Genomic DNA, 17,418 nt, shown 5'->3' on the forward strand with positions numbered 1-17,418 from the left:
TAATTGAGAGGGAGAGAATGGATATGAAGAAACCTTTTTCAAAATTATTTGGTTTAAAAAATAAAGATGACATCGTTGGTTATACTGAAGAAGAACGCAATAATAATGTAGAATCCATTCATATTGAACGTATCGTACCCAATCGTTATCAACCAAGACAAGTATTTGAGCCAAATAAGATAAAAGAATTAGCTGAATCAATTGAAGAACATGGTTTGTTACAACCTATTGTTGTACGCCCGATTGAAGAAGACATGTTTGAAATTATTGCTGGTGAGCGTCGATTCAGAGCATTGCAATCTTTGCATAAACCACAAGCTGAAGTAATCATTCGCCATATGAATGATGAAGAAACCGCAGTAGTTGCGTTAATTGAGAATATTCAACGTGAGAATTTATCTGTGGTAGAAGAAGCGGAAGCATACAAGAAATTGCTTGAAATTGGAGATACAACACAAAGTGAATTGGCTAAAAGTTTAGGTAAAAGCCAAAGTTTTATCGCTAATAAACTGCGCTTGTTAAAGCTTGCTCCTAATGTGATTAAACGATTACGAGAAGGTAAGATTACTGAAAGACATGCGCGTGCTGTCTTAGTCTTATCAGAGGACGAGCAAGAGGAATTAATTGAGCAAGTCATTAATCAAAAATTGAATGTGAAACAAACTGAAGATAAAGTTCGTCAAAAGACAGGTCCTGAAAAGGTTAAAGCACAGACGTTCCAATTCTCTCAAGATGTGACTCAAGCGAGAGATGAAGTTGGTAAGAGTATTCAAGCCATCGAGCAGTCTGGCTTACGTGTTGAACATAAAGATAAAGACCATGATGACTATTATGAAATAAAGATTAGAATATATAAGAAATAGTAAGAAGAGAAAACGAGTTAATGCAATATAGGGTTGCACTTACTCGTTTTTTTGTGTTTATTGGAGGTTTTTATTTACTTTTTAAATCATTTAAAAGTTTAATTCAGTAACATTATTGATGATAAACGTTGGGTCTTCGGATTTTAGTTCATCTTCGCTATGTGTGCCCCAAGTTACTGCACATGAGGATACGTTTGCGCTATTGGCCATTTGCATATCAAATATGACATCACCGATATAGATCGTTTCTTTATTATTGAGGCGATACTTATTTAAGATGTAGTTGATACCATCAGGCGCAGGTTTGTAATTGTCAACTTTGTCAGAACCAATGACTTCGGTGAAGAGATGATCTATTTTTAATATTTCTAGATTACGAATCAGTACATCTGTTTTTTTACTCGAGACGACAAACAATCTCTTGTCTTCAGCAAGCATGCTAAGTTGTTTAGACATCCCTTTGTAAAGTTGTAGATAAGATGCCTCTATGTCTTTGTAATTCTTTCTAAATGTGGTGATGATTTCTTCTAATTGTAAATCGTCTAATGGTGTTGGACTCATTAATCTAAAGGATCTTTCAATAGGGATTCCCATATAATATTCAATATCTTTCACTGTAGGTTCTGTCATACCTTTATCTCGAAAAGTCTTCTGTGTAGCCACCACACTACATTGCTTAGAATCAGCAATTGTTCCGTCAAAATCAAAGATTAAATTCTTATACATAGATGATTAACCTCGCTTGTTTGGAATTGATTTGATAAAACTTTAACACAAAAATATTAAGTAATAAAATTCGCATCAATATATTTGCAATCACTTAATTTATTAGAGGGAAGGCAGTCTTAGGAGAATTGTATAAATGACTTCCCCCGTTTTATTACTTCTATCGACAGTAAGAAATATATTAATACTATTTATTACAAAAAAAGAAGAAGTCGAGTTAACTTCTTATCTCTCAACTTCTTCTTATTTAATTTCTAAATTGATTTAGATTTTCGTCTTCGTCTGCCTAATAAAATAAGGGTGCCCAATCCAGCGAATACTGTAGCGAACAATGTTTTATCGTTATTCTTATGAGAAATGCCAGTATCTGGAAGTGAAGCTACTTTATGCACCTCATTATATTTATTGAATTTAGTTTCTTTCATTAATTCAATTTCTTTATTATATTTCGCCTTTTTATCGTATTCAACTTTATGTTCAGATGTTTTTTGAGGTTTTGGCACAAGAACTTTATTTGGTGTTGGCGTTTTTACTGGCGTGAACGTATTATTAAACTCAATATCTGCTGGCAATTCAGTTTTACTTACTAAAATATGGCCTTCTTTTGTAATTGTGATTTTTACTTTAGCTTTCATATGATCGTAAGTAATATTTGAATCATTGCCTTGAAGTTCTTCTATTGTATAAGTATACGTACCAATATCGTTATTTTCGAAAGTAAGATTGTTGAAAATGACTTTACCATCAATCGTGTTTTTAGTACGTGCGACTTCTTTACCTTGTTCATCTTTAAGTACAAAGTCGAATTCATGAGCTTTTAGAGGTCGACCGATTAATTTTTTAGAGAAATCAAGACTTAAAGAAACGGGACTCACATAATAGTTATTAAATTCAGTGTCATTTGGATTAACAATCACAGCTTCGTAATTTCCAGAAAGATGATTTTTAACTACATTTACTGTAACAGTCGCCACCATAGGATCATAATCAATATTCGTATCTGTTCCTTGCAATTCTTTAATTGTGTACGTATGACTACCTTCAGAATCATAAGTTAAATGATCGAATATCACTTTACCATTTTGATTAGACACTGTTTGAAGCACATGGTCACCTTCAGAAAGAGTAAATTGGAACTCGCCATTCGTTAAAGGTTTACCAGTAAGGACATTATTAAATTCAAGTTTAGCTATTGCTGGTAAAGGAATATAAGTGTTATTAAACTCAGTATCCGCCGGCAATTCAGTTTTACTTTGCAGCATATGTCCTTCTTTTGTAATAGAAATTTTTACATTAGCCTTCATACTATCGTAGGTAATATTCGGATTATTTCTTTGTAGTTCTTCTACTGTATAAGTGTGCGTACCTACATCACTATTTTTGAAAGTAATGTTATTGAAAATGATTTTTCCGTCAACCGTATTTTTAGTACGTGCCACTTCTTTACCTTGTTCATTTTTCAGTACAAAGTCGAATTCGTCAGCTTTTAGAGGTCGACCAAGTAATTCTTTTGAGAAATCAAAGCTTAAAGCAATTGGATTTACATAATAGTTAGTAAATTTAGTGTCATCAGGATTTACAATCACAGCCTCATAATTACCAGTGATTGGATTTTTAGTTACATTTACCGTAACAGTCGCAACCGCAGAATCATAATCAATATTCGTGTCTGTTCCGGGGACTTCTTTAACTGTGTACGTATGGCTACCTTCAGAGTTATAAGTTAAATGATCGAAAGTGACTTTGCCATTCTGATTTGTCGCTGTTTGAAGTACATGATCGCCTTCAGAAAGGGTGAATTGAAACTCGCCATCAGTTAAAGGTTTGCCAGTAAGAAGAACATTATTAAATTCAAGTTTAGCTGTTGCTGGTAATGGAATGTAAGTATTATTGAACTCAGTATCCGTTGGTAATTCAGTTTTACTTTGTAAAATATGGCCTTCTTTAGAAATTGAAATTTTCACAATAGCTTTCATATTATCGTAAGTAATGTTTGGATCATTACCTTGGAGTTCTTCTACTGTATAAGTATGCGTACCCACGTCACTATTTTTGAAAGAAATATTATTGAAAATGACTTTACCGTCAATCGTATTTTTAGTACGTGCGACTTCTACACCTTGTTCATTTTTCAGTGTGAATTCGAATTCATCAGCTTTTAAAGGTCGATTAAGTAGTTTTTTCGAGAAATCAAAGCTTAAAGCAATTGGACTTACAAAATAATTATTAAATTCAGTGTCATTAGGATTAACAATCGTAGCTTCATAATTACCAGTAACTGGATTTTTAGTTACATTTACTGTAACAGTCGCCACCATCGAATCATAATCAATATTCGTATCTGTTCCCGGTACTTCTTTAACTGTATACGTATGACTACCAACAGAATTATAAGTTAAATGATCGAAAGTGACTTTGCCATTTTGATTCGTTACCGTTTGAAGCACGTGGTCACCTTCAGAAAGGGTGAAATGAAATTCTCCATCAGTTAAAGGTTTGCCATCAAGAACGTTAGTAAATTCAAGTTTGGCTGTTGCTGGTAATGGCGTGTAAGTATTATTAAATTCTGTATCTAATGGTGCGATTGATGTAACGGTAAGTGCATGTAGTTCTGTATTTTCAAATTTAAGTACATTAACGGAGATTACGGCTTTCATCGGATCACTTGTCATACGTTCCTCGTTACTCGGAACTTCTTCTACATTATATTTAAATGTATGTCCAACATCTGCATTGGTATACGTAGGGCGTTTACCGTCTAAGAAGGTAAAGTTAATTGCACCTTGAGCATCATTGACACCTGTAGCAAGCACTTCTCCCTTATCATTTTTTAAAGCAAAATGAAACTCTCCATCTTTTAAATTACGTCCTGTTAAAGATTTAGTGAAAGGAATATTTAAATCAAAAGGTTGGGGTTCAACGTAATAATTTGTGAATGCCTGGTTACCATCATTATCCCCATCGTAACTATAAACCACATTTGCTTTTAACATCTCGTCTTCTTCAATAACAGTAATTGTAGCAGTTACTCGCAACGGTTCAGCATCATAATTAGGATTTAAATTTGTTTTATTTTCAGTAATTGTATAAGTATAGGTACCTGGCTTAGTAAACGCGATTTTATCAAATGTTACTGAACCATCCTCTGCATTCGTTTTTGATTGTGAAGCATCTGGAATTGCTGGTGAATGAGGGCCTGCCTCTATATTAAAGGTGAATTCACCTGGAGTTTGATTATGATCGCCCTTAATTATATTATGCACTTTTAACGTTACTTCAACTGGATCAAGCGTAGTATAGTAATAGTCTGCTGGTTTGATTCTTGCTAAAAAGTTTTGTAAGCGGAAGTTACCTCCAGAACCAACTTGAACCCCGTTAATGACTTGTTTAGGTGCGAAAAGCATACCTGCAGCGTCACCTTCACTTGCTGGTTGTATTTTAAATGGTTTCGGATAACCAGGTATATCAATGTATTCACCTAGATGTTCCATGTTTCTTTCACCAGGCTTTAACGTTTCTGCATAAACTCTCACGTAGTTAGTAGTGTCAATACCAGTTGATTTAGCGGCCTCTGACATATGGTCGATAGATAGTGTCCAAATTTCAACACGTGTTGTGCCGTCTTCGCCTACTACCTCTTTGATACGTTTGATACCACCGTTACTATTTGTAGCATCTACATATCTTAATCCTACTGGGTATGCAGATATCAATGTACCAGACATATTATCAGGACTCACAGTTTGATATAATTTATAGCCTTTAAATCTACGAACATTCGAAGCGGTGTATGTTTGTCCTCCCATACCTTGAATTGTATAATGAGCTAATTCTTGTTCAGTATGATCTGGCTCATAAGTTTGTGTATTGATATCGTTTTTATCAGCTTGGAATGTAGGATTATTTTTATTTATTACACGATAGTGCGTTGTTAGAGAAGCGGTTATCGGAATAAAATACTGAGGATCAGGAGATGTATTTCCTTCATTCGCACTATTAAAAACGTCAAAAATTCTTAGACTCGTACGTTGATTACCAAGATTACCATTTTTATCACTTTTGAATTGCACTTTAATCGCTGGCACAGTTTGTTTAAACTGATTTAGAGTATGTAGAAACGTGAAATCTAGTAAGGCATATTTAGCTTTGTTAGGATCTTGAGTTGCTACAACATGTGCCAAACTATTTTCTCCAAACGTTACTACACCATCTGCGTTGATTGATTTTGTTTCAACAATAGAATTATTTACACCGTCTACTAATTGAATAGTGATATTATCAGAGTCGTCATATGGTTTTGATAAACGATAATAATATTTTGTATGGTATGTAGTATTAAAATTTGTTAGATCTGTGATAGCAATGGTGTATTGATTAGGATCAGGATTTGCTTCAAATACTACATTTGGCGTTGGTGTTGTATTTGAATTTTTAGGCTGTGGAGTTACGACCTCTCTATTTTTAACTGACGCACCATTTGGATTATCCATATTTGGTGTAGCGATAGTTGCGTGATCAGTTAATACACCTTCTGAAGTAATAGGTGACGTTGCAGAACGTCGTACACGAGTATGTACTTTTTGTTTGTTCGTAGTAGACGAAGAGGCAGTTGTTTGCGCATTCGTTTTATCTGTTATTTGTTTTGGTTTTTCGCTAGTTATGTGAGAATCAGTTTCTTTAGTGTTAGCAGTGTTTTCAGATTGAGTCGTGTTAGTTGTTGGTGCTTGGGTTGATACTTCTGAATTTGATGACTTAGTCACTTCATTTTCCAAAGGTTGTGGTTTTGAAGTCGTATCACCTAATTGAGGTGACGTGTTATTGTGGATTTCATCTGCATGAGCTACATCTTGAAAGCCTACGAATAAAAAGGCACCTAGTAATACAGAGCCAGTTCCTATTGAAAACTTTCTGATAGAGAATCGATATTTTGTTTTTAATTTCATAGCTTGATGTCCTTTCTTAGATGAATTAAATAATTTCTTTAATTTAATTATAAAATATATAAAATGGAAAACAACATTGTGTCTAAATTGTCATAAATATAATATAAATAGCAAAACACCGTTTACAGATAATGAGATTTCGTTATTTATAGTTAATTACTCTCTTTTTCTTCATGACGTTTTAGTGCATAATCGTTTTTCAGTAAGCCGAATTTCACGCATATAAAAAAGTTCACAATACTACGTAAAATAAAGATAATTATTACTAAACTCAAACCGTTCAATTCGACGAACGCACTTTTAAACTTAGTAAATTTTCTTTCATATTCAATAATTTGAATCACTGTTTAACGTGAAACAATGAATATTTGTATTTTTAGAAAATTAGGTATTTTAAACGATATGTTTACAACAACCTTTAATCGATTTAAACTAAAAGTAAACGAAACGTTTCGTTTAATAATTAATTGATAAGAAGGGTTATTGTGTTTGGAATATCGATTTCTAGTGCTATTCTCCATTTCGTTATAGGTGGTCTTGCTGTCGCACTGGCATCAGTGATAGCAGACAAAGTTGGCGGTAAATTAGGTGGCATTATTGCTACTATGCCGGCAGTCTACCTGGCAGCTGTGATTGCTTTAGCTATAGACCATAGAGGACATCAACTTATTCAAATGTCTATACATTTAAGTACAGGCGCTGTAGTTGGAATTGTATCTTGTATCATTACTGTCTTTTTAACTTCTTTATTTATAGGTAAGAGAAATTATAAGAGCGGAACGATATTTGCAATTGTATGTTGGTTAGTCATTTCTGTAGCAATATTTGTAGTCAAACATATTTAATGATGGAGGCATTTAAGTAATGAAATTAGTGTTAATAAAATTTCTTGTAGGTGGATTTGCGGTATTAATTAGTTATATCGTCTCAGTCGTATTACCTTGGAAAGAGTTTGGAGGTATCTTCGCAACCTTTCCAGCTGTGTTCTTAGTTTCAATGTTTATCACTGGTATGCAATTTGGCGATAAGGTTGCGATGCATGTGAGTAGAGGGGCAGTCTTTGGCATGATAGGTGTACTCTTTAGTATTTTAGCTACTTGGGGTCTTCTTCAAGCTACTCAAATGTGGTTAGTTAGTATTATTGGCGGATTTGTTGTATGGTTTGTAAGTGCATTAGTTATTTTTGAAATGGTTGAATTTATTTTCCGTAAAAGAAGGGATAAACATGGCTGGAAGACCGAAAGATCCAACGATAAATAAGAAAATTTATGATGAAATTAATCGTTTACTAGAAACAACGCACTTTAGAGACATTACAATTGACCAGATTTCGGAAAATACAGGCATCTCTAAAGCGACGATTTATCGCAGATGGAAAGATAAAGCTTCAATTATTATGGATATGTTTGTTGAACAATCTCACAAAATATTTATAGACGATAATGGCGATTTATATGAAGATTTGTTTCAATTTCTAGTGAAAATTAAAGATATTTATAAAACGAAATTAGGTAGTGCAGTCATTGAAATACTTGTCAGTCACCAACAAATAGAAGCACGTGAAATGTTCATGACGAATTATTTCAATAACAACCGTAAAACATTAAAAAAGATTATTAGCAATCATATTAAAGATGAAGAACAAGATTTATTTATAGATCTCATCTTCTCACCCATTTACTTTAATATATTAATTAAACCTGATTCTTTAGATGAAAATTACATTGAAAAGATGTTGAAAAAGATTATTCAGGCATATAAGCCAAATTAAAGAAGTTATAGGAATTTTGTGAGAGAGCATGAAGGTAAGTGAATTAGGGTATCAATCCTATGAAATGGAGTAAAAAATGAGAGGGTATATTGAAAATTTAAATAATAATATTAGATATAAAATTTTAAAGAGTGATAGAGAAGTATATTTAATTGATTTACAACAATATTTAATCTCTTATTTTTTCCCAATGATTAATTGGTCATATATCAATGGTTATAAATTAAGTGAAAAAGAATATAATGATTTAATTAATCCTAACCAATCAAAAAAGGCTAATAAAAAATATTCGCCTATTGTTGCAGGGTTGACGATACTCATTGCTGTATTATTGAGGCCTTTAATTCAAATTGCAGGAATACCTATTCATTTTATTTCTGCAATATCAATAGTTATTATCACATTTTCAATAATTACTCTATTGCATTATTTTCTAAGAAATAAAAATAAAATCAGAATGTTAAATACGAAAGAAAATAGTCATAAGATTTTGGTAACACCAACCTTTAAACATATATGTGCAATAGTCACTTTATATATTATTCTAACCTTAACTTTGTATATAGGAATAAATATGTTATTTATTCAAACGGAAATAAATTATATCGTTTACATGTTTTGGTTTTTGTTAATGGTTTTTCAAAATTTTTAAATACGATGACATTTAACCTTGGTAAAGTTAAATATAAAATTTATAAACAGCATGGTTGAGTTATAGTAATTCTAAATCAATGTTTAAATTAAAATAGAATTGGTGAGAACGAATGGAACAGGTATATACAATATATAAAAATTCTAGATATAAAATCATTCAAAAAGATAATCAATATTTAATGATCGATTTAGAACAAAATTGGTATTCTTACCTGTGTCCTATGCTGAATTGGTTTATACCTATTAAATACACAAAACTTACTTACCAAGAGTTTAATAATTTAAATATATTTTCAAATGGAAGTAATTCTAGTTATGGAATGATAGCTGGTGGTATAGGTGTCACAATTAGTGTACTGTTAAGAAGTATAGTGGGTTTAATGGACATTAATATTAGTCGAATATGGATGCTAGTCATGTTTTTAATTGGATTTTTTGCTGTGATTGGGCTTCGTTTAGCTATACGAAAGAAGTTGAAACATCCATCGTTCAATAAGAACAGTAAACAAAAAGTAAGACTGATTCCAACATTTAAAAATTTCATGCTTGTGGTATTTTGTTATTTTATGACATTATTTTTGTCAATTGCACCTACTCAAATGATTTTTGATGACAGTCAAAATATTATAGGTTATGTAGGTTGGTTAGTCGTTTTCTTTATGTTTACTACTTTAAATATATTTTCAATTTTGGATAGAAAAGTGCATGCCAAAATAATGAATTGAATATGTAAATCTAACTACAAAATTATATTGGAAGTGAAATTCTAAACATATGCAAATAATAATCTAGAAAAAATTTAGAGCCATGTGAATCTGAGACAATTAATTAGGCATTCCTTGTTAAGAAGGGGAGCATTTTTTATGCGAGGAGTCTAGAAAGAAGTGTAATTAAAGGGATTTGTTACTCTAGTATCTAATGGTAATGTTTAAAATTAGTGAGAAATTAAAAATTTATTAGAAATAGCGAAAAACTTTGGAGAAGCGGTATAAACCTAAATATAAGGGAAATATCCAATGAAATTGAAAATACAAAGAAAAAGTAGCAAATGAAGTTGGGCAGTCTGTTGATAAAGAAAAAATAGTGTTAATTCAATGGAATGGAGCTGGTGAAATGGTTCAAGGAACTATTCAATCGATAGGGCAATCCAATCGCTATAAATTAATTATATATAGCGGTAGGTTTTATATTTTAGATATCGAAAAAAATATATTTACTTACTTTTTTCCATTTATTAATTATTTATTTCCTAGATGCCTTCAAGAAATAGATCAATTGACTGCAGAAAAATTAATGACTAAACAGAAACCCAAAGTAAAAAAGTCCAATTATGTTTTTCCTATATGCTTATCTATAGTAATAAGTACTTTGCTCAGAACGGTTGTACATCAGTTCGACATATCAGTTAACTCAATTTTTTTGATATTTTCAGTTATAATATCTATTTCATCAGTTTTGCTTTTGAGACTATTGCTAAGTTATTTTAACAATAAGCATGTAGAAATTAAATATAGTAATCATAAAAGTAAAGCTTTGTTAATTCCGCCACGTAAATACATTTTTAAAAGTATAGGAATATTTTGTTACTTTAGTATATTGTATTGTTTGGGAATGTATGCATTTATAGTATCTAATAAATTTAATTTACTAATACTAATAGCGGGAATGATATTATTATTCATAATAACTTTAACAAATTATTTCTTGTATCCTATGGAGGAAGAAAATGTTGAAATCCATGAAATAAAATCTTCTGTTACCAAGTCACTAAAATAAGACGCTTGTTGCAGTTTGCATTTGATTTTATTGTTAACTAATTAGCATGACGAAAGTCCATAGTCGTTAAGGGAATCTAAAAACGTTAAAAATAGCTCCGAATATAGTAGTAACAAAGCAAAAAAAGTCGAACATAATGTTGGAGAAGCTGTCAATAAAATCAAAAAAGTAGTAAATCCAATGAAATGGAGCGAACATATACATAATGGAACTGGTATATACAATCTATAAAAATCCTAGATATAAAATTATTCAAAAAGATAATCAATATTTAATGGTCGATTTAGAACAAAATTGGTGTTCTTATCTATTTCCTATGTTGAATTGGTTTATACCTATTAAATATACAAAACTTACTTACCAAGAATTTAATAATTTAGATATATTTTCAAATGGTAGTGGTGCTAGTCAAGGTATGATAACTGGTGGGATAGGTGTCATAATTAGTGTATTGTTAAGAAGTATAGTGGGTTTAATGGATATAAATATTAGTCGAATATGGACTCTAATCATGTTTTTAATTGGATTTGTTGCTGTGGTTGGGCTTCGTTTAGCTTTAAGAAAGAAGTTGAAACATCCATCGTTCAATAAGAACAGTAAACAAAAAGTAAGACTGATTCCATCATTCAAAAATTTTGCGCTTATGGTATTTTGTTACGTTATTGCAATTTACTTAATAGTGGGATTATTTTATATGATGGTTATTGATAATATACAAAATATTATGATTTATATTTGCTGGTTAGGAATATTTTTGGCATTTTCATTTATGAATATAGCTTCAATTTCTGATAGAAAAGTGCATGCCAAAATAATAAATTGAATGTGTAAATCTAACTACAAAATTATATTAGAAGTAAAGTTCTAAACATATGCAAATAATAATCTAAAAAGAATTGTAGAGCTATAAACTTGAGACGATTAAGTAGACGTTCCTTATTGAGTAAGGAGCGTTTTTTTATGCGGGTTGTCTAGAGGGGAGTGTAAGAACATTAAGTATCCGCGATGTCAAAGGATTTTAACAACAAAAAGGATGAAGTTGTAAAAGAACTTTGGTAGTTTTTATTTAAGACACACGTTTCAATTTAATTATCACTTTTAAATAAAGTGAATGATTTATGAAAGATCGTTATAAAAACAATTAGGGGTTAAAAATATGGATATTAGTAATCAAATTAAAAAATTTAGACAAAGAGATGGTTATTCACAAGAATTTCTGGCTGAAAAAATGTTTGTTTCAAGACAAACGATATCTAACTGGGAAAATAATAAGAGCTATCCTGATATTCATAATTTACTCATGATGTGTAACCTGTTTAATGTTTCTTTAGACGATCTTGTAAAAGGAGACGTGGAGAAATTGGAATTAACAAGAGATAAAAAGGAATTAAATTTTTGGTCGTGGATGATGATTCTACCATTTTTAGCTAGTGCAATTTTGATAGGTCCTCTTATTCATTATCTAAGTTGGTGGGGCTTAGGAATTGATTACTTTATAATTTTAATAGGTATATTTGCGTCTAGTAAAGTAGAGAGAATTAAGATAAAAAATGATATAGAAACTTATGATAGAATAGTAGCTTTTATGAATGGTAAAGATCCAAGTGAAATAAAATCTACGAAACTTAGAGATGTGTTTACATCATTTATGTCACTTATCTCTTTTGTGGGAGTGTTAGTATTAATAGGTTACTTGAGTATATTATTGACTGATAAATTTCTATAACATAAATGAACTCCAGTAAGATTTCAATATACTGGAGTTTAATTTGTGGTTAGAATTATTTTTTCTTTTTCTCATTCAAGCTAATAATAATTGGTATCATACCACAACAAATGATTATCAATAATATTAATCCTGAGTTCATTTTTGTACCTCTTGTGATTATTTAGTGTTCATATTTGGCATTGATTGACCAGAAGCTCCACTGATTAATCCAAATCCAACTAATAAAACTAAAGCAACAATGCCTAATATGATTGATGTTTTCTTGGATAAACGACTTGTTGAATAGTAGACTACACCTGTTAAAAATGCTTTTAATACATTAGTTAAACTAATAGCCATAAGGTACTTATTATCTTTAGCAAAGATATTTAAGCTATCTAATTTATATTCAAAAATACTTAATCCAAATAATGCTTGAATAATAGTAATAATAAGTGAGAAAGTATCAATTATTATCGCGTATGAAAGTGCAGCAGAAAAAATACTACTACCCTTAGCATCAGATTTAAATATTTTAGAAATAACTAAGAAAATCACAAAAATTATTGCTGTATTAAAAAGAATACCGAAGAAACCGGTGAATAATGAAATTATCAAGTATAATCCTGAATTCATTTGACCGTTAGATTGTGATATTACAGTATCTTTCGTAGCCAAGTAACTTACGAATGCAGTTATTAATGCTAAAACTATTAGTATTAATAACTTCACTAACCACTTTGGATTTTCTCTTAATTTACTAAAGTGACCTACAAATGGAATGCTTGAATTCTCTAGTTGGTTATTTTCAATATTTTGATTTTCCATATTATGTATATCTCCTTTGTTTAATTGTGATAGTAAAAGGTTAACATTTTATTCTATTTAATAAAATACGCAATTTAAATTTTTGATTAAAATTACTTGTAAGTACTAAATCATTTTAACTAAATAATGTTTTTTTAATTTTAACTATTCTAAGATTTTGTAAATTTCTCTTAAATAAAATATTACTAATATTACGAGTATGTTATCATTCCAATTGTAATTAATTATTAAGGAGAAATAGATATGAAAAAGAAAACATTGTGGATCATCATAGGAATTGCAATCATCCTATTATTAATTATCGCTGCTTTTATCGTGAAACAGGTAAATGGTTCAGGTAAGAAAGACAGTGAAGGTTACGATACATATACAGTTAAAAAAGAAACACCTATCAGTTTGGAGGGGAAAGCTTCTCCTAAATCTGTAAAAACATACAACAATAACAGTTCAATTGGAACATTCTTAAGTGCATCTGTAGATGATGGACAGAAGGTTAAACAAGGGGATCGTTTAATCAATTATGATACGAATGCTAGTAAACGTGAACAATTAGCCAATAAAGTGAATCAAGCACAAAGCCAAGTGAATGATGATTATCAAAAGATTAATCAAAGTCCGAATAATAGCCAATTACAATCTAAGCTTACGCAAGACCAAAGTTCATTAAATGAGGCTCAACAATCACTTGCACAACACGACAGACAAGTGAATGACAGTATGTATGCTACTTTCGATGGTAAAGTAAATATGAAAAATGATTCAGATGTCGGCGATGGACAACCGATTTTACAGTTGATTTCAGATAACCCTCAAATCAATGCGACAGTTACAGAATTTGATATTAATAAAATCAAAGAGGGAGATAAAGTCGATGTCACTGTAAATAGTACCGGTAAAAAAGGTGAAGGTAAGATTCTAAAAATCGATGAACTTCCTACAAGTTTTGATGCTGGTAGTGAAAGCGAGGCCTCTGGTGGTGCTCAAGCAGGTGGTGAAGAAGGTGAAGGCGCTCAAGCTTCTAATCCAACTGTCAACAATCCTTCAGGAGGTAAAGATGGCGACACATCTAAATATAAAGTTGTTATTGGAGATTTAGATATTCCTGTAAGATCAGGTTTCTCTATGGATGCGAAGATTCCTTTAAATACTAAGAAATTACCTAATAATGTGCTAACAAAAGATAATAATGTATTTGTCGTTGATAAAGATCACAAAGTGCATAAACGTGATATCAAAATTGAACGTAATAATGGACAAATCATTGTTAAGAAAGGCTTAAAATCAGGCGATAAAGTGATTAAAAACCCTAAAGGTAATTTAAATGATGGAGAAAAAGTTGAGGTGTCATCATGATTGAGTTGAAGAAAGTCAATCGACATTTCAAAAATGGTAATGAATCCAATCATATTTTAAAGGATATTGATATTCATATTGATGAAGGGGAATTTATCGCTATTATGGGACCTTCAGGTTCAGGTAAGAGTACGCTCATCAATATTTTAGGGTTTATCGATCGCGGATATGAAGGGGAATACCTTTTTAATAATGAAAATTATCAAAAAAGTTCAGACAACAAGTTGGCTGAAATTCGAAATCATACTGTAGGGTTTGTCTTTCAAAACTTCAAGTTAATTCAAAATAATACTATTCTTGAGAATGTTAGTATCCCTCTTATTTATAACGGAATGGGCAGTAAAGAGCGTAAAGATAAAGTTTTAGACGGTCTTCATGACGTCGGTCTAAAAGGTAAGGAAGATTTATTGCCGAATAAGTTGTCGGGCGGCCAACAACAACGTGTGGCTATTGCCCGGGCAATTATTAATAATCCTAAATTCGTCATTGCCGATGAACCTACAGGCGCGCTTGATTCTAAGACGTCTCAAGATATTATGGACCTCTTTGTTAAATTGAATAAAGAAAAGAAAACGACCATGATTATGGTGACGCACGACCGTGACGTCGCAGATAAAGCTGACCGTATTATCCATATTCTTGATGGACGTGTGCAAGAGGAAGAGGTGTTAACGCATGAATAACTTTTCTAATGTTATTGCAGTTGCCTTTCGCTCTATTCTTAAGAACAAACGTCGTAATATCTTCACAATGATTGGTATCATCATTGGTATCGCAGCTGTGATTACCATTATGTCTCTTGGTAATGGTTTTAAGAAATCTACGAATGAACAATTTGATGAAGCTGGTGCAGGTAAAGATCAAGCTTCCATTTCATTTATGACTGAAAATATGGACGCACCAAAAAATAATCCATTTAAACAAGAAGATATCAGCGTGGTGGAACAAATTAACGGTGTTAAAAGTGCCAAAGTAAAAGATAGTGAAGATAGTACATATTCAGCTAAAATTACGAATACGCATGGTAGCGGTGATACAAGTCTGAAAAAAGTCAATGAATTAACTGATCCAGAAAAAGGTAAGGGATTCACTAAAGATGATAATGACACAGAAGAGAAAGTAGCTGTTATTGATAGTAAAATAGCTAAAAAAGTGTTCAATAATCATGCGTTAGGGAAGTCCCTCTATATCAACGGTGAAGGATTTAAAGTTGTGGGAGTATCTGAAAGTTCAGGGATGGACGCCGGAGGTATGGGGATGCCTGAAGAATCTACAGTGCAACTCCCTACAAAGACATTTAATAAATATATGGGAAATTTAACTCAAGGTATGCCTCAATTATTAGTATCTGTTGAAAAAGGCGCTGATAAAAAAGAGATAGGTAAAAAAGTTGAAAAAGAGTTAAATAAAAAAGGTACTGGCACATCTGAAGGTCAATATAGTTATCAAGATAACGAAGCAATGATGAAAGGTATTGGTAAAGTCTTAGATACCATTACTTACTTTGTTGCGGCTGTGGCAGGTATTTCCCTATTTATTGCTGGTATAGGTGTTATGAACGTGATGTACATTTCAGTTACTGAGCGTACTGAAGAAATTGCGATTCGACGAGCATTTGGTGCCAAAGGTCGAGATATCGAAATACAATTCTTAGTCGAAAGTGTTGTACTATGTCTTATTGGCGGTATTATCGGTCTGATACTCGGAATTATCATTGCGACACTCATAGATGCAGTGACGCCAGAGATGGTTAAGAGCTCCGTCAGTCTAGGTTCCGTCATTTTAGCAGTAGGCGTATCGACCCTCATCGGAATCGTCTTCGGTTGGATACCGGCACGTGCTGCTTCTAAGAAAGAATTAATTGATATTATTAAGTAATTAAGATTTAAATTTTTGAAACAAGTAAGTAATTAACCTCGTGGTAGTTACTTGCTTGTTTAATATTGTTTAGAGGTATAATAAGACAATTTTATATTGATTTAGGAGGAGAGAAAGATGTCTATCAAAGAAATGTTTCACGAGCTGATTAATAAAAAATGGACAGGTGAAGATTTGTGGACTATTGTTTTATCAATTGTATGTGCAAGTTTCCTAACCACACCTTTATTGGGCATACCTATAGGGATAGCAGTGTACTTTTTATTCTTTTATAAGCAAGAAGATTGGGATAAGGCTTTTAAACATAATGATTATTTTGATAAGAAAGAGAAATAAAGGAGAAAACGAGTTTAATTAATAAAAAAATTTTTTGATGAGACTGCGTGTAGTGAGAAAGACATTAAATTTTAAATAATTTTATACGAAGAGAAACTGGAAAGTTGTTATTTATATTGAGACTTTCCAGTTTTTTAATTTGTCTTATTTTGAAACGATACAATATGTAAGTCCAGTTAAAGTCAATGTAAGAATAATTGTCAAAACCAATGTAGTAATTATTCTTTCTACAAGAGAGACATGGCGTAATCCTATAAAAACTGTAACAGTAAAGAACACAAAGGCACAGATTAAGTATAGGATAAACGCAATCAATACGAATGTATTAGGGCTGTCTAAGAATTGTTGATAGTTCTCCATTGATATAACCTCGCAAATGTTGACCTTTATATAATATATCAAAAAGTAGTAAGTGTATCGAATAAAAATTGATAAAGATATAACTGTTTATTCTTTGACAAAAAATACATATTTAATATTTTAAATGAAAACAAAAAATTTAACACTAAATCTCAAAAACATAAAATTAACTAAATTTTAATAAAAATAGTTAAATAATTTAAAGAATTCTATGTTATTGTG

The 17,418-nt window shown here is 31.4% G+C and carries 17 protein-coding genes; 13 read left to right on the forward strand and 4 right to left on the reverse strand.

Annotation, left to right across the window (positions count from 1 at the left end; genetic code table 11):
• The first annotated feature begins 23 nt into the window (after nt 1–23).
• Nucleotides 24–863, forward strand: coding sequence for a nucleoid occlusion protein (noc, locus tag CD155_RS00535; protein WP_070830754.1), 840 nt, complete (start codon nt 24–26; stop codon nt 861–863).
• 90 nt (nt 864–953) lie between these two features.
• Here noc and CD155_RS00540 read toward each other — a convergent pair whose 3' ends face one another.
• Together CD155_RS00540 and CD155_RS00545 are read right to left on the reverse strand one after the other, a co-directional pair.
• Nucleotides 954–1,589: an HAD family hydrolase gene (locus CD155_RS00540; RefSeq protein WP_103212241.1), complete on the reverse strand. Its 636-nt coding sequence runs from the start codon at nt 1,587–1,589 to the stop codon at nt 954–956.
• Nucleotides 1,590–1,843: 254 nt separating this feature from the next.
• Nucleotides 1,844–6,532, reverse strand: a complete 4,689-nt coding sequence (locus CD155_RS00545) for a streptococcal pilin isopeptide linkage domain-containing protein (protein WP_103212242.1) — start codon at nt 6,530–6,532, stop codon at nt 1,844–1,846.
• Nucleotides 6,533–7,017: 485 nt separating this feature from the next.
• Here CD155_RS00545 and CD155_RS00550 point away from each other — a divergent pair, with 485 nt between their 5' ends.
• The 8 genes from CD155_RS00550 (at nt 7,018) to CD155_RS00585 (ending at nt 12,459) form a co-directional block, all read left to right on the forward strand.
• Nucleotides 7,018–7,377 (forward strand): DUF3147 family protein, encoded by a 360-nt coding sequence (locus CD155_RS00550; protein WP_002445070.1) that lies wholly within the window; start codon nt 7,018–7,020, stop codon nt 7,375–7,377.
• A gap of 19 nt (nt 7,378–7,396) precedes the next feature.
• The gene (locus CD155_RS00555) at nt 7,397–7,792 is read left to right on the forward strand and encodes a DUF3147 family protein (protein ID WP_002445072.1); all 396 of its coding nucleotides are present in this window, start codon (nt 7,397–7,399) and stop codon (nt 7,790–7,792) included.
• Complete coding sequence (locus CD155_RS00560; protein WP_002445074.1) at nt 7,758–8,303, forward strand: TetR/AcrR family transcriptional regulator; 546 nt, start codon at nt 7,758–7,760, stop codon at nt 8,301–8,303. The genes CD155_RS00555 and CD155_RS00560 overlap by 35 nt, the downstream gene beginning before the upstream one ends.
• Nucleotides 8,304–8,379: 76 nt before the next feature.
• Nucleotides 8,380–8,955, forward strand: a complete 576-nt coding sequence (locus CD155_RS00565; RefSeq protein ID WP_103212243.1) for a DUF443 family protein — start codon at nt 8,380–8,382, stop codon at nt 8,953–8,955.
• Between the two features lie 112 nt (nt 8,956–9,067).
• Nucleotides 9,068–9,682 (forward strand): DUF443 family protein, encoded by a 615-nt coding sequence (locus CD155_RS00570; protein ID WP_103212244.1) that lies wholly within the window; start codon nt 9,068–9,070, stop codon nt 9,680–9,682.
• 388 nt (nt 9,683–10,070) lie between these two features.
• Nucleotides 10,071–10,733 (forward strand): DUF443 family protein, encoded by a 663-nt coding sequence (locus CD155_RS13210; RefSeq protein WP_103212245.1) that lies wholly within the window; start codon nt 10,071–10,073, stop codon nt 10,731–10,733.
• Nucleotides 10,734–10,938: 205 nt separating this feature from the next.
• Nucleotides 10,939–11,556, forward strand: coding sequence for a DUF443 family protein (locus tag CD155_RS00580; RefSeq protein WP_103212246.1), 618 nt, complete (start codon nt 10,939–10,941; stop codon nt 11,554–11,556).
• 333 nt (nt 11,557–11,889) lie between these two features.
• On the forward strand, nt 11,890–12,459 hold the full coding sequence (locus CD155_RS00585; protein WP_103212247.1) for a helix-turn-helix domain-containing protein: 570 nt from the start codon (nt 11,890–11,892) through the stop codon (nt 12,457–12,459).
• A 159-nt stretch (nt 12,460–12,618) separates the two neighbouring features.
• Here CD155_RS00585 and CD155_RS00590 read toward each other — a convergent pair whose 3' ends face one another.
• A complete protein-coding gene (locus CD155_RS00590) occupies nt 12,619–13,269 on the reverse strand; it encodes a YIP1 family protein (protein ID WP_044466576.1) in 651 nt (216 codons plus the stop codon).
• A 243-nt stretch (nt 13,270–13,512) separates the two neighbouring features.
• On the opposite strand from CD155_RS00590, the gene CD155_RS00595 reads away from it, so the two are divergent.
• The 4 genes from CD155_RS00595 to CD155_RS00610 all read left to right on the forward strand — a co-directional run bounded on the left by CD155_RS00595 (nt 13,513) and on the right by CD155_RS00610 (nt 16,836).
• A complete protein-coding gene (locus CD155_RS00595) occupies nt 13,513–14,622 on the forward strand; it encodes an efflux RND transporter periplasmic adaptor subunit (RefSeq protein WP_002445083.1) in 1,110 nt (369 codons plus the stop codon).
• Entirely contained in the window at nt 14,619–15,305 is a 687-nt protein-coding gene (locus tag CD155_RS00600) for an ABC transporter ATP-binding protein (RefSeq protein WP_070871541.1), read from the forward strand. The genes CD155_RS00595 and CD155_RS00600 overlap by 4 nt, the downstream gene beginning before the upstream one ends.
• Nucleotides 15,298–16,500 (forward strand): ABC transporter permease, encoded by a 1,203-nt coding sequence (locus CD155_RS00605; protein WP_002445087.1) that lies wholly within the window; start codon nt 15,298–15,300, stop codon nt 16,498–16,500. The genes CD155_RS00600 and CD155_RS00605 overlap by 8 nt, the downstream gene beginning before the upstream one ends.
• Nucleotides 16,501–16,617: 117 nt before the next feature.
• Nucleotides 16,618–16,836 carry a VraH family peptide resistance protein gene (locus tag CD155_RS00610; RefSeq protein WP_044466574.1) on the forward strand — a complete coding sequence of 73 codons (219 nt, stop codon included), beginning with the start codon at nt 16,618–16,620 and terminating at the stop codon, nt 16,834–16,836.
• Nucleotides 16,837–16,980: 144 nt separating this feature from the next.
• Here the strand turns inward: CD155_RS00610 and CD155_RS00615 are convergent, their stop codons facing one another.
• Nucleotides 16,981–17,196, reverse strand: a complete 216-nt coding sequence (locus tag CD155_RS00615) for a hypothetical protein (RefSeq protein ID WP_083321662.1) — start codon at nt 17,194–17,196, stop codon at nt 16,981–16,983.
• Nucleotides 17,197–17,418 lie beyond the last annotated feature (222 nt).

The organism is Staphylococcus caprae (genome assembly GCF_002902725.1).
Taxonomy (GTDB): Bacteria; Bacillota; Bacilli; order Staphylococcales; family Staphylococcaceae; genus Staphylococcus; species Staphylococcus caprae.